General features: G+C 61.6%; 12 protein-coding genes and 1 tRNA gene. 7 read left to right on the top strand and 6 right to left on the bottom strand.

Going from position 1 to position 12,800, the window contains the following annotated elements; all coding sequences use genetic code 11:
- The first annotated feature begins 71 nt into the window (after positions 1-71).
- The 5 genes from PVU19_RS07495 (at position 72) to PVU19_RS07475 (ending at position 5,119) form a co-directional block, all read left to right on the top strand.
- Positions 72-575, top strand: a complete 504-nt coding sequence (locus PVU19_RS07495; RefSeq protein ID WP_082237726.1) for a flavin reductase family protein — start codon at positions 72-74, stop codon at positions 573-575.
- Between the two features lie 103 nt (positions 576-678).
- The gene (locus tag PVU19_RS07490) at positions 679-1,551 is read left to right on the top strand and encodes a TIGR01459 family HAD-type hydrolase (RefSeq protein WP_050663527.1); all 873 of its coding nucleotides are present in this window, start codon (positions 679-681) and stop codon (positions 1,549-1,551) included.
- 101 nt (positions 1,552-1,652) lie between these two features.
- On the top strand, positions 1,653-2,096 hold the full coding sequence (locus tag PVU19_RS07485) for a MaoC family dehydratase (protein ID WP_050663526.1): 444 nt from the start codon (positions 1,653-1,655) through the stop codon (positions 2,094-2,096).
- Positions 2,097-2,434: 338 nt separating this feature from the next.
- Positions 2,435-3,403 carry a glycosyltransferase family 2 protein gene (locus PVU19_RS07480; protein WP_050663525.1) on the top strand — a complete coding sequence of 323 codons (969 nt, stop codon included), beginning with the start codon at positions 2,435-2,437 and terminating at the stop codon, positions 3,401-3,403.
- A 198-nt stretch (positions 3,404-3,601) separates the two neighbouring features.
- Positions 3,602-5,119: a DEAD/DEAH box helicase gene (locus PVU19_RS07475; protein WP_050663524.1), complete on the top strand. Its 1,518-nt coding sequence runs from the start codon at positions 3,602-3,604 to the stop codon at positions 5,117-5,119.
- Between the two features lie 48 nt (positions 5,120-5,167).
- Here the strand turns inward: PVU19_RS07475 and PVU19_RS07470 are convergent, their stop codons facing one another.
- On the bottom strand, positions 5,168-6,454 hold the full coding sequence (locus PVU19_RS07470) for an ATP-binding protein (protein WP_050663523.1): 1,287 nt from the start codon (positions 6,452-6,454) through the stop codon (positions 5,168-5,170).
- Between the two features lie 39 nt (positions 6,455-6,493).
- Here PVU19_RS07470 and PVU19_RS07465 point away from each other — a divergent pair, with 39 nt between their 5' ends.
- Together PVU19_RS07465 and PVU19_RS07460 are read left to right on the top strand one after the other, a co-directional pair.
- Positions 6,494-7,426, top strand: a complete 933-nt coding sequence (locus tag PVU19_RS07465; protein WP_050663522.1) for an MBL fold metallo-hydrolase — start codon at positions 6,494-6,496, stop codon at positions 7,424-7,426.
- A gap of 60 nt (positions 7,427-7,486) precedes the next feature.
- Positions 7,487-7,561: transfer RNA gene (locus PVU19_RS07460), tRNA-Asn, on the top strand.
- A 29-nt stretch (positions 7,562-7,590) separates the two neighbouring features.
- Here the strand turns inward: PVU19_RS07460 and PVU19_RS07455 are convergent.
- The 5 genes from PVU19_RS07455 to PVU19_RS07435 all read right to left on the bottom strand — a co-directional run bounded on the left by PVU19_RS07455 (position 7,591) and on the right by PVU19_RS07435 (position 12,610).
- Complete coding sequence (locus tag PVU19_RS07455) at positions 7,591-7,929, bottom strand: hypothetical protein (protein ID WP_152911663.1); 339 nt, start codon at positions 7,927-7,929, stop codon at positions 7,591-7,593.
- Between the two features lie 354 nt (positions 7,930-8,283).
- Entirely contained in the window at positions 8,284-8,613 is a 330-nt protein-coding gene (locus PVU19_RS07450; RefSeq protein WP_152911662.1) for a hypothetical protein, read from the bottom strand.
- A 402-nt stretch (positions 8,614-9,015) separates the two neighbouring features.
- Complete coding sequence (locus PVU19_RS07445) at positions 9,016-9,675, bottom strand: class I SAM-dependent DNA methyltransferase (RefSeq protein WP_200901869.1); 660 nt, start codon at positions 9,673-9,675, stop codon at positions 9,016-9,018.
- On the bottom strand, positions 9,627-11,945 hold the full coding sequence (locus tag PVU19_RS07440) for a class I SAM-dependent DNA methyltransferase (RefSeq protein ID WP_200901868.1): 2,319 nt from the start codon (positions 11,943-11,945) through the stop codon (positions 9,627-9,629). The genes PVU19_RS07445 and PVU19_RS07440 overlap by 49 nt, the downstream gene beginning before the upstream one ends.
- A 62-nt stretch (positions 11,946-12,007) precedes the next feature.
- Positions 12,008-12,610 (bottom strand): hypothetical protein, encoded by a 603-nt coding sequence (locus tag PVU19_RS07435; protein ID WP_235575862.1) that lies wholly within the window; start codon positions 12,608-12,610, stop codon positions 12,008-12,010.
- Positions 12,611-12,800 lie beyond the last annotated feature (190 nt).

The raw sequence follows: 12,800 nt of genomic DNA, 5'->3' as shown, positions 1-12,800 counted from the left end.
CGCGGTGACGTCTTTACCCCGCCCTGTTTCATCGCTACCCAAAGGCCTGACCCCAGTTCGAGGAGAGACGCGTGACCCAAGAGACCCCGAGCGTGGAACGTGACGCATTCCTTGCGGCCATGCGGCAGGTCGCAAGCACGGTCACCGTGGTCACGACCGACGGTCCTGCAGGGCGTGCAGGCGCGACCGTAAGCGCCTTCACCTCGCTCTCGGCCGATCCGCCCTCGGTTCTGGTCTGTCTGCGCACCGACAGCCGGATCGCCTCCACCGTGGCCGAAAACCGCGCCTTTTGCGTGAATATCCTGCCGGAACATGCCGTCGAGGTGGCCCGCGCCTTTGCCGGGCCCTCGCCCGACAATGCCGAGGACCGGTTTGCCGGGCTGTCCTTCGAGGCCGACGCGCATGGCCCCATCCTGCCGCGCGCCACCGCCTTTTCCTGCACGCTCACTGAACGGATGATCCATGGCAGCCACGCGATCTGCATCGGACAGGTCACCCGGCTCAGCAATACCGGCGAGCGTCCGCTGACCTATCTGAGCGGCGACTACCACATCGTGCGTCCGCATCGCGACTGACGCCTTCCCGTTTCTTTATGGCGAAAATACTCGAATCCGACGGCTGGCCAAACCGCGCGGCCCCTGCCATATCTGCGCGCGACCCAGCCAAGGAGACGCGCCCATGACCCGTATCATCACCGACCTGCATGAGGTATCCGACCGTTACGCCGCGCTCTTTGTCGATCTCTGGGGATGCGTGCATGACGGCGTGCGTGCCCTGCCTGATGCCGTCACCGCCTTGCAGGCCTATCGCAGGGCGGGCGGCACGGTGATTCTGGTGACCAATGCGCCGCGCGCCCGCGACGCGGTGGCACGGCAACTCGACGGGTTCGGCGTGCCGACCGATGCCTGGGACAGCATCGCCACCTCCGGTGACAGCGCCCGCGCAGCGATGTTTCGCGGTGTCGTGGGGCAAAAGCTGTGGTTCATCGGGCAGTCCCATGACGAGAGCTTCTTCGAACCGCTCCAGATCATCGAGGACCCGGTCGACGTCACCCGCGTGCCACTGGAAGAGGCCGACGGCATCGTCTGCGCCGGTCCCTTCGATCCCCATGCCGACCCCGCCGAGATGCGGCCACAATTCCTCTATGCCAAGCAAAAGGGCCTCAAGCTGCTCTGCGCCAATCCCGATCTCGTGGTGGATCGCGGCGAAACCCGGGAATGGTGCGCCGGCGCATTGGCGCAGCTTTACACCGAGATGGGAGGCGAGAGCCTCTATTTCGGCAAGCCGCATCCGCCGATCTACGATCTTGCGCGGCGGCGGCTCTCGGCCCTCGGGCGCGACGTTGAAAGCCACCGCATCCTTGCCATCGGGGACGGCGTGCAGACCGACATCAAGGGGGCCATGGGCGAGGATATCGATTCTCTTTTCATCACCGGCGGCCTCGCCGCGAAGGAGACCAAAACGTCGCACCAGCCCGAGGAAAATGCGCTAACTGATTATCTTGAAAGGGAAATGTCCTCTCCCACCTACGCGATAGGGTTCCTGCGCTGACAGAAACCGCTTGCTTTTTCTGCATCCGCAAAGTAATAAAATTCCAATTGCGGGCATGAAAGCGCCTGAATGTTACACGGCAAACCCTGCGGAGGGCGGAGATGTTGGATAATATGCCGCGCGGCACGATCTGTATCGAGGATATCGAAATGGGCATGACGCGCCACCTGCGCAAAGTCGTGACCGACCGCGATATCGAGATGTTCGCCGAGGTCTCGACCGACCACAATCCGGTGCATCTGGATGACGCCTATGCGCAGGACACGATCTTCGAGGGGCGCATCGCGCATGGCATGCTCACAGCCGGGCTGATCTCGGCGGTGATCGGTGAGCAGCTTCCGGGCCATGGCACGGTCTATATGGGCCAGACGCTGAAATTCCTCGCCCCCGTGCGCCCCGGCGACATGGTGCATGCCGAGGTCGAGGTCGTGGGCATCGACCACGGCAAGCGCCGCGTGCAGTTGGATTGCCGCTGCTTGGTAGAGGGCAAGAAGGTGCTGATCGGCGAAGCCACCGTGCTCGCGCCGTCGCGCAAGTTCGACTGAGCCACTGCTGATCGCCGCCTCTCGCACCCCAATAGGTTTTGCACGGCTTGGTGGGGGCTAAGGGCCTGTTTCTGCCGTTTTCGCATCCCGCGCGAAACGCACCGAAGGTGCCGCGCGATCGCCTGGCCGTCCCGCGGCCTGGCGATATGAGGGGGCGCGCAACGTGTTGAGGCTACAATGACTTGGCTGGCATAAAGTACCCGCCACGACCGTTGCATCGCCAGTCCCCGGCCCTGCGATCACGCGGCACCATCTGGCGGGGTGCAACGGCAAGTCAAACCCAGCGATACCTCCCGTAACCCCTTGCGCAGCACCACGCCACGCCGCATGCTCCGCACATGAGCCCGTCCCCCACATGGGGCCTTGTCGCCACGATCAAGGCCCCCACCAAAGACATCCTGAATTTCGTCGCCCATCACCTCGATCTGGGCGCGCACCGGGTGCATGTCTATCTCGACGCCGCCAACCCGCAGGCCGAGGCGGCGCTGCGCGCGCATCCCAAATGCCGGGTGATCCTGTGTGACGACGACTACTGGCACCGCCGTCGCCGCAAGGGACGCCCGGACCGGCACCAACCGCGCCAGAGCCTCAACGCCACCCATTGCCTCAACAAACGCCCGCAGGTCGATTGGCTCGCGCATATCGACGTGGATGAATTCCTCTGGCCTGCCAGCCCCCTGCCCGAGCAACTGGCCGCCTTGCCCGAGGACACGCTCAGCGCCCGCATCCGCCCCATCGAGGCGCTCGCCCCCGACCCCGCCGATCCTCCGGCGGCGGGTACGCATTGGTTCAAGTCCTGCGCCCTGTTGCAGATGCCCCGCCGCGAGCAGACCAACGCCATCTATCCCACCTACGGCCCGCATCTCAACGGCGGCTTTCTCAGCCATGTGGCGGGCAAGGTGTTTGTCCGCACCGGCCTGCCCGACATCAGCCTGCGCATCCACAACGCCTTCCGCGACAAGGTGATGGATGACGCGCCCGCAGAATTGCCCGACACGCATCTCTGCCACCTCCACGCCCCCTCATGGGAGGATTGGCAGGCCGCCTATCGCTTTCGCCTCGAACAGGGCTCGTATCGCGACAGCCTCAAACCCGCGCCGCAGCCCGGCGGTGGCGGGCTCAACATGCACGCCTTGTTCAGGATGATCGAGGACGAGGGCGGCGAGACGGCGCTGCGCCGCTTTTACGACGAGGTCTGCGTCGCTTCCCCTGCCCTGCGTGCGCGCCTCGCAGCACATGGGGCCTTGCATTCCATTCCTCTCGCGCTCGATGAAAAACGGCAAAAGCACTTCGCCGGTTTCGTCTGATTGTTTCGCATTCATACACAATCTGCCACCCCTCGGGCCATTGCCCTGGCACCTCGGAGGCATGTCATTGACCGCACCCGGCGCTTCAGGTATGGGACGCGCAGCGGGTCACCCATGTGGAGAACCACAGGCCCAGGAGGGGCCTGACCCGGCGACAGACGTACGGGCCAGGATTGTGTCCGTAAACCACGGATACGCATGACCAAATTTTCAGACCTGAATCTCAACCCCAAAGTCCTCAAGGCGATCGAGGAAGCGGGATACGAAACCCCCACCCCCATTCAGGCGGGTGCCATTCCCCCGGCCCTCGAAGGGCGCGACGTTCTGGGCATCGCCCAGACCGGCACCGGCAAGACCGCAGGCTTCACCCTGCCGATGCTGTCGCTGCTGTCGCGGGGACGCGCCCGCGCGCGCATGCCGCGCAGTCTGGTGCTGTGCCCGACCCGCGAATTGGCGGCGCAGGTGGCCGAGAATTTCGACACCTATTCCAAGCATCTCAAACTGACCAAGGCGCTGCTGATCGGCGGGGTCAGCTTCAAGGAGCAGGACAAGCTGATCGACAAGGGCGTCGATGTCCTGATCGCCACACCGGGCCGGTTGCTCGACCATTTCGAGCGCGGCAAGCTCTTGCTCACCGGCGTGCAGATCATGGTGGTGGACGAGGCCGACCGCATGCTCGACATGGGCTTTATCCCGGATATCGAACGGATTTTCAGCCTGACGCCCTTCACCCGGCAGACGCTCTTTTTCTCGGCCACCATGGCCCCCGAGATCGAGCGCATCACCAACACGTTCCTGTCGGCCCCCGCGCGGGTCGAGGTGGCCCGCCAGGCCACGGCATCCGAGACCATCGAACAGGGCGTGGTGATGATCAAGGCCACCCGCCGCGACCGCGCCGATAGCGAAAAACGCGCCGTTCTGCGCGCGCTGATCGACGGCGAGGGCGAGGCCTGCACCAACGCGATCGTGTTTTGCAATCGCAAGATCGACGTGGATGTGGTCGCCAAATCGCTCAAGAAAAACGGCTATGACGCGGCCCCCATCCATGGCGACCTCGATCAGAGCCAGCGCACGCGCACCCTTGATCAATTCCGCGCTGGGGACCTGAAAATTCTCGTCGCCTCGGACGTGGCCGCGCGCGGCCTCGATGTGCCAGCGGTCAGCCACGTGTTCAACTACGACGTGCCCAGCCACGCCGAGGATTACGTCCACCGCATCGGCCGCACCGGCCGCGCCGGGCGCTCGGGCAAGGCGATGATGATCTGCAATCCGCGCGATGAGAAGAACTTTGCCGCGATCGAGGCGCTGCTCCAGAAAGAGATCCCGCGGCTCGACAGCCCGGTACAATCTGCGGGCAGCGACACGCCGGTCGAGGCCGAGGCGGAGGACAAGCCCGCCAAGCCGAGCCGCAGCCGTAGCCGCACTGTCAGCCGCAAGAAGGCCGACGCGCCGCAGGAGGCCCCTGTCGAGGTGCAGGCCGAAACGCCCCCCGAGACGCCGAAGGCAGAGCCCAAGCCCCAAGCCAAACCCCAGGACAAGTCGCAAGACAAGCCCCAGGACCGTGGCCAGGAGCGCAATCAGGGCCGTGGCCGCAGCGGCGACTCCGGCCGCAGTGGCGCAGGTCGTGGCGGCGATCAGGGCAACAAGGTGGTGGGCATGGGCGATCACATGCCCAGCTTCATCGCGCTCAGCTTCGACGAACGTCGCGTCGGCTGACCGGGACCAGCCACCGCAAGCCGCCTGACGACGGCTTGCACCCCAAGGCTAGCGGGCAATCACGATATCCGCGCAAAGCCCGCCCAACCGCTCGCTTTCCCCAAGCCGCAGCGTGCCGCCATGGGCGCGCGCCACGTCCAGCACGATCGACAGGCCCAGCCCCACGCCGGTCCCGCGATTCTGGTTCCGCGCAGGGTCCAGCCGGGCGAAAGGCTTGACCGCCTCCTCCCGGTTCTCGGGCGAAATCCCCGGCCCGTCATCCTCGACCCGAATGCGCAACGATTTGTCGGTCATCGTCACGGACACGTCCGCGCGTGTTCCGTATCGCACCGCATTGCCGATCAGGTTTTCGACCGCGCGGCGGATATTCTCGGCCCGCAAGGCGATCTGCCCCTCGCCATGTGCCTCGATCAGGGTGACGGGGCTCTGCGCGCGCTGCGCATCCTCGACGACCTGACGCACGAGGGCGATCGGGTCCACCGGTTCGGGCTCTGCCCCATGAGCCCCGCGCGCAAACGCCAGAAACCCCTCCAGCAGGCGCTCCATCTCGACGACGTCGCGCAACATCGGCGCAGCCTCGTCCTCATCCAGCATCGCAAGGCTCAGCCGTAGCCGCGTCAGCGGTGTTCTCAGGTCATGGCTGACCCCGGACAGCATCAAGGTACGCTGCTCGATCTGCCGCTCCAGCCGCGCGCGCATATCGACAAAGGCATTCCCCGCCGCCCGCACCTCCAGCGCCCCGGCAGCCCGGTACGGCACATGCCGCCCGCGCCCAAAGGCCTCTGCCGCCTCGGCAAGCCGTGAAATGGGCCGCAGCTGCTTGCGCATGTAGAAATATGACACAGCGGTCATCAGGATTCCGTAAAAGGCGAGGTTGACCAGAACCTGATAGGGCCGCCGCGCCGATACCCTGCGCCGGTCGAATATCAGCTCCGTAACCGCCGCGCCATCTTGGAAATACAGCATCACCACCTGGCTGTCCGAGAGCGAAACACGCGCCAGGTCGGGGAAATAACCTCGCAATTCGCGCACCACCACGACGCCCGAAATGTCGAACCAGTCATAGCTGTCGGTCGCGGGCATATCGGCCTCGGAAACCCGGCGGCGCTCGATTTCCAGCGCGTCGGCCACCGGGCTGCCCTCCGGCTCGTCCAGCACCAGCCGCACCTCGCGCGCGACCGTCTTCACCATCTGCTGCGTCACATCGTCGAACAGGCGCTGCGCAAAGACCAGCGAGACCACCAGCAATAGCGTGATCACCGGCAGCAGCAGGATAAGTGTCGCCCGGGCATAGAGACCGCGAGGCAGATAGCGTTTGAGGATGCGTTTGGACATGGCTAAACCTATCCCCGTCGAGCACCGGAAGGAAGAGCGATGCGACTTGAACAGGGAGCGGCCCCACCCGTCGGCATCGCGCAGCCGCTTGGCCGCGATGTGCGCCGCATTCTCGCCCCCAACCCCTCGCCGATGACATTCTGGGGCACCAATACATATCTCCTCGGACACCGCCAGATCGCGGTCGTCGATCCCGGCCCGGACAGCGATGCCCACCTGGCTGCGATCCTCGACGCACTCGCCCCCGGTCAGAGCATCAGCCACATATTCGTGACACATGCACATCTCGACCACTCACCGCTCGCCACCCGCCTCGGGCAGGAAACCGGTGCGCCGGTGCTGGCCTTTGGTGCTGCCCGCGCCGGGCGCAGCCCGGTGATGGAAGAGATTGCACAAAGCGCCCCGATCGGCGGCGGAGAAGGCGTGGATACAGCCTTTGCCCCGGATATCAACCTGCGCGACCAGGACTGCGTCGAGGGCGACGGCTGGAGCGTGATCGCGCTCTGGACACCGGGGCATTTCGGCAATCACCTGTGTTTTGAGCTGGGCGATACGGTGCTCAGCGGTGATCTGGTCATGGGCTGGGCCAGTTCGCTGGTCTCGCCGCCCGACGGTGACCTGACCCAGTTCATGGCCTCCTGCGCCCGTCTGCAACAGCGGGCAGCCAAGGTGCTCTTTCCGGGGCACGGAGCGCCGGTGACCGACCCTGCCGCACGGCTCGACTGGCTCCTCGCACACAGGCGCATGCGCGAAGCCGAGATCCTCTCGACCCTGGCCGATGGCCCACAAACCGCCGCCGCACTCGCCGCGCGCATTTATACCGATACGCCAGCCGCCCTCCTGCCCGCCGCAAGCCGCAACGTGCTCGCACATCTCATTGACTTGACGGGAAAATCCCTCGCCCGCCCCCTCGGCGCACTGGACGCGGACACGCTCTTCGAGCCGGTCGCGTCGCCACCAGCGAATTCGTGAAATTTTTGTCACAAACCCTCTGGACCTCTCAAGACCGGATTGCTATACGCGCTCTCGTGTTCCGGCGTAGCTCAGCGGTAGAGCAGTTGACTGTTAATCAATTGGTCGTAGGTTCGATCCCTACCGCCGGAGCCAAAAAACCCCAAGAAAACAGCAGTTTAGCTTTAATCTTGCCAAGTGACATTGGCGTATTTTGGCTTGGGGTAACATCTAGGGTAACGGGCGGGTGATTTGGGTGACTGCCAAAATGTCGCGCCCATCATCGCTAGAAAATTTAGCGCTCTGGCAACCCACATGGCGGCGGCTTGATCGTCTGGTGCAATCGCAACTTGCGAAAGAACATTTTCTTGCAGCCATCGGCCAAACTCACGGTCTCCGGGGAACAACCCGCGCCCTTCATTCAGCGCCGCGCCCTTCAGGAAAGGCAAAAATCCCGCCTGCTTATCTACCTGCCATAATCGGAAGTGACATCGCACAAGGCAAATATAGTTGATCTTTGACATGCCATGCATTAGTTTTATTTGTGAAAACAGATGTCACATGAGGAAAAGCAATGTTTCGATCTGTTGTTCTTTTTACTGCCTCGATGATTCTTGCAAGTGCAGCGAATGCCAACACGATCTCTGGAGCCTACGTTGGTTGCCTCACTGAGACCGCTCTTAGCGAGTTTATCAGCGCTGCGGTAAACGGCGACACTAGGCAAGGGGATGCGCTTTTGGGGAGTGTTTGCTTCCAAATTAACGGACGCGAATACTCGATTGTTGATCGCGGTTTCATACGTAGCAAAATTCGCGTTTACGCTGGCAGTGGTAGCGTTTTACTATGGACGGTGTCTGAGGCCGTTAGGTAATCACGGCTCAACCCTCCCAATCCACCAGTTTGAGCGCCTCCGATGGATCGACACCGGCCTCTTTCGCCAGCGCCATCGCGTGCACAATCGCGCCAAGCTCACGCGCACGGCCCCCAGCGTCCAACGCTTGCAATGGTCGCATCACGTCCAGCGTGACGGGCTGGCCCAGCTTCTCGCTGGCCTCTTGCCCGATCATCGCGGCAATCGGCATAAGCGCCCATTGTGCGAGGTGGCGTTGCGCTTCCCGAACCATCGGCCAGTTCGCCGCGCCATAGGCAAGCAACAGAAAAGGCCGGGAAGCATCGCCCCCCAGCCCCTGTCCCAACTTGGGACACACGTCACAATGACGAAGCAAACGCCGCGTTTGCTGCAAGTGCCGCCGCATCAGCGCTGGTCGCCGTGGTGACGCCGCTCGCATGGTGACCGGGTGTTAATCGTTGAGGACGCTCGCATGGTGACTTCGGATAAGACGGTGATGGTGCCTCGCTTAGGCACCATATAATTCTTGTAAGTTGTTGAATTATATAGATAAAGACGAAATTAGGTTTTAGGTCATCCCCCTAATTATACACCTTTTGCCTCGCGCTTACGGCCTTTTTTATAGTCGGTATCGGCGTGCTTTTCCTGAAGAGCCCGCAGGGTCAGTTGACCACTTGCCCATGCCGGGCTTTGCCGGTCGCCAGCGCGTCACGGCCATTGTCGGGAAGGTAAACTGCACCAGATGCCCCAGACGGTTGGGTTACTTGCCATTTTTCTTGCCTTTCATTTTGACCTTTGCCGCTGCTTTGGATTCGGCCTTGGCGCGCTCTTGGTTCAGCTTGAAAAGGCGCGCCAGAATTTCGTCGTTGGTCAGTTTGCCGTCTCGCCAGTCGTCGCCCCAGCCGTAGGATTCGGCCACGGCTTCGTCCAAGGCTTTGTGGGCGTGGTCGAGCCATGCGGGGCGAGCGTTGTAGAGGTTTGTTAAGGTGCGCTTCTTGAGTTCCTTGGAAGCGGCGGCGTCTTTGGGCAGGATGCGGTCGGGGTAGCCCGCCACAACCTCTGGCACGCGGTCCACCAGATCGGCGGGGTTGAGCCAGTTTTCGCGGAGTTCGTTGAGGCGCTTGGCGGCGGCGTCGATTTTGATCGCGCGCGGATCGGCGGCGTAATTGGCGGCGGGGATGTTGGGGGTCAGACCAGCGGGGAAGGGGAAGGTCTCGAAAGTGGTGGAGGGGGTGTAGCGGGGGCGATCCTCCAGCGAAGTGCCCATCCGCAGCGCCCAGAGTTCATGGAAGTGCGAGTGCAGGATGCCGAAAGTGGTGTCGTCGTCGCGGGCGATAACGACAAGCGCGTGGTCGGCAAGTTCGAGGGAAGTTAGCCAGACAAACAGCCGGTGTTTCGCGACAGCAGGGGATACAGACATCGGACATATCGCTCTAGCGTTGCCCTATAGACCGGCGAAGGCCGAGCGTGCAGCCACCAGCGTTTTGCCTGTCCTTGGTCGCGTCGGTTCGATCTTTCTGGGAGAACCTGCAAACTCACAACCTTAAAAGGTTCTTCGAACAGAGCGGCTTCTGTCTCGGACATTCTCAGCCCAAAATCTATGACCCAACTATCTGTTTTCCCTTGTGTAATCTGCCTTGCATTGACAGAGCGCTTCAAAACCACCGAATTTGCAACATTATGGGGGTTTGGTAGCGCCAGCATTAGCCGGGCGTCTTCTCCAGTTATACCGAAAGAACCCTTTTGCTGCGAACCATAACAGCTTATTCCGTCGTTTTCTGAAAGTTGCCTCGCCTTTGTAAGGTCAAAGTCTGCCGAGTTTGCAGTTAGGTCGGACAGAATTTTTTGTGCAGGCAGGCCGTTCAGCCTCGCAGAATGGCCATGCATCCCATCGAAGCAGACCAGCGACACACGAACCGCCGCTCCATCAATTGTCCACGGCTCATCGGCCCAAGCCTCGTAAATTCGCCCACCATCCACAATCGGTTTCAGAACCTCGCGGTTGGCCCCGCCGCGAATGGAATTGGTGGAAACAAGCCCCGCCCGGGTTAATTCGCCCGCTTGAATCTGCGCCCATACCTTTGCAAACCAATAACAGACCAGATCGGCAAAGCCCGGCACCTTCTCGCCCCAGGCTTTGCGCAATGTGGCGGTGTAGTCCTCGCCTAGTTCGCCTAAAATTTTGCTCGCCCCCAGAAACGGCGGATTCCCCACCACCACATCGGCGCGCGGCCAGCCCGCCCGCGTGCCGTCGTCGTTCAGCACGGCATCGCGGCATTCGATGGTGTCCAGCGTGCGCAGGATCGGGTTCTTGCCGGCCTCGAACCCGTTGCGGCGCATCCACTGAATTTCACCAATCCAAACCGACACGCGGGCCAGTTCAGCGGCATAGGGGTTCAACTCTAAGCCTAGCACCGCCTCTGGTCCGATAGAGGGGAAAGCGCGGGGAAGGCCCAGCGCTTCGGCCTCCAAATTCGCGCGGTGTTCGAGGTTCTTCAACTCCAGAAGCGCGATGTAAAGGAAGTTGCCCGAGCCACAGGCAGGGTCCAGAACGCGAAAAGCCTTTAGCCGCTCGATGAATGCCTTATGCAACGCCTCGGCCTCGTTATGCGCCTTGGTGCTTGCCTCCAGTTCCTTGCCGCGCAGCAGCTTGTCTTTGGTGGCCTTGGGGGCATTGTCCAGCAGGGTTTCAATCGTGCCGCGCACCCCATCCCATTCGGCCAGCAGCGGTTCGACAATGACCGGCTTCACAATCATCATGATTTTTTCGCGGTCGGTGTAATGCGCGCCAAGTTGGCTGCGCTTGTCCGGGTCCAGCCCGCGCTCAAACAGCGTGCCAAGGATGGACGGGTCAATGTCGGACCAATCCAAGGCAGAGGCGCGGATCAGGTCATCAAGGTCTTGCCAGTCCAAAGGCAGGGCGTCGTCACTGTCAAACAGACCGCCGTTGAACCACTCAACCGATTCAAAGCCCACATCGCCGCCGGATTTCATCGCGGCAAACAGCTTGCGCGCGTGGCCCTCGAAGCTTTCGGGCTTTTTGCGCGCGGTCTTTATCATCCGTTCGAACATCTTGTTCGGCAAAAGCTGCACATCCTCAGCAAACATACAGAACACCAGCCGGTTGACGAAATGCGCCACCCGTTCCGGGTCACTGCCACGGGTGCGCAGGCGCTGGGCGAGGCCCGCAAATTTCTCAGCGGCTTCCTCGGTCAGCAGCTGACGCGTCTTTGTCGGTTTCAGTTTGTCGGGGTCAAGGAAGGCGTTGCGCAACAAATCGCGGTTGGTGGCGTCGCTCAGGTCGGCCAGAGCGATGGTGTGAATCTTCTGAACCGTGTTGGTCCAGTTGGTGTGGACCCTTATGATATCCATGTCCGAGACGATCAGAAGCGGCGGGTTTTCCAACGCGATTGAATATTGCAGCAGTTGGTCGAATGCCTTGTCGAGGTTTGCGCGCTTGCCCTTGTATTCCCAAGCAAAGCTGTCCTTGCGCCAGACATCCGCCCAGCCTTCGCCGCCGCTGGTTTTGGATGCGCCTTTCTCGAAGGTGAACCATTCGCCTTTGCCGTCTGCCGTCGTCGGGTCGTCGAGTTCAAGCAAGCGGCACAAGTCATTGAAATGCGACTGGGATGCGGACCGTTCTTTAAGTTCGTTATTGCGCCATTTGGCGATGAAGTCTTGCGGCGTCATTGCATTTCCCGTTGATACTGCACTTTGCCACTAAAGGCGGTGGGGGACACCGGGTCAATCGGTCATGGGCCAAAATACATTTCCAGTTCTTCGCGGCTGAGGGAATGTCGATACCTCCCAAGAAACGCGCGGTTGGCTTGGTCTTCGCACCATTCGATTTCGTCGCATTGCAGATCATAGGTGCGTTGCCACATCCCCTTTGGCTTGGGAGCGATGCCGTATGCCGTGCCACGTTGTCCGCCCATTGCCATGCGCCGCTTGTCAGCGCGGCGCAGCATCCGGTCTTCAACGGCCTCCGACTGGCTCGCATAGGCAATGCTGTAGCAGTGACGGCAGAGAAAGTAGCGCCCGCCCTTAAACAGCTTTGCAACTCTGCGTCGGCAAGGGGTGCCATTTACGACGCCAGGACAGCCAAAAAACGGTCGGTTGCCACCATAGTTGCAGGGGGTTCGGATGATAGGGATTGATTGCTCTACATCATAGTAGTCGCCCGTTTTTTCCGTGATGTGAAAACTTACGATCAACCGCGACTGTTCGGCGCTTAGACTTATGCCCGCGACTTGCTCGCAATCGCGGTGCCAGAGCCAGTTGCCAGACCAGCCGGGTTTTAGACAACCTTCACGGTTGAGCCGGTTCACATCCAGCTTGCGGCAATCCTCTGCCAACTGGTTGCGACGGGGACGTCCAGAGCCGTATCCACCCATTATCTGCCCGCCCAATTTTTTACGAAATCAATAGTCAACTTTAGGGTTCTCCCAGTTTTGGATTTGCCCGGTTGCCGCTGGCAAAGGTGCCCTCGGCGTGCACCCATCTACCCCAAACACCGTAACCGCACCTGTTCCCTGGCGTGTGCTG

This window comes from Roseovarius tolerans (assembly GCF_028885395.1).
GTDB lineage: Bacteria > Pseudomonadota > Alphaproteobacteria > Rhodobacterales > Rhodobacteraceae > Roseovarius > Roseovarius tolerans.
This window is presented reverse-complemented; position numbering and strand designations above follow the sequence as displayed.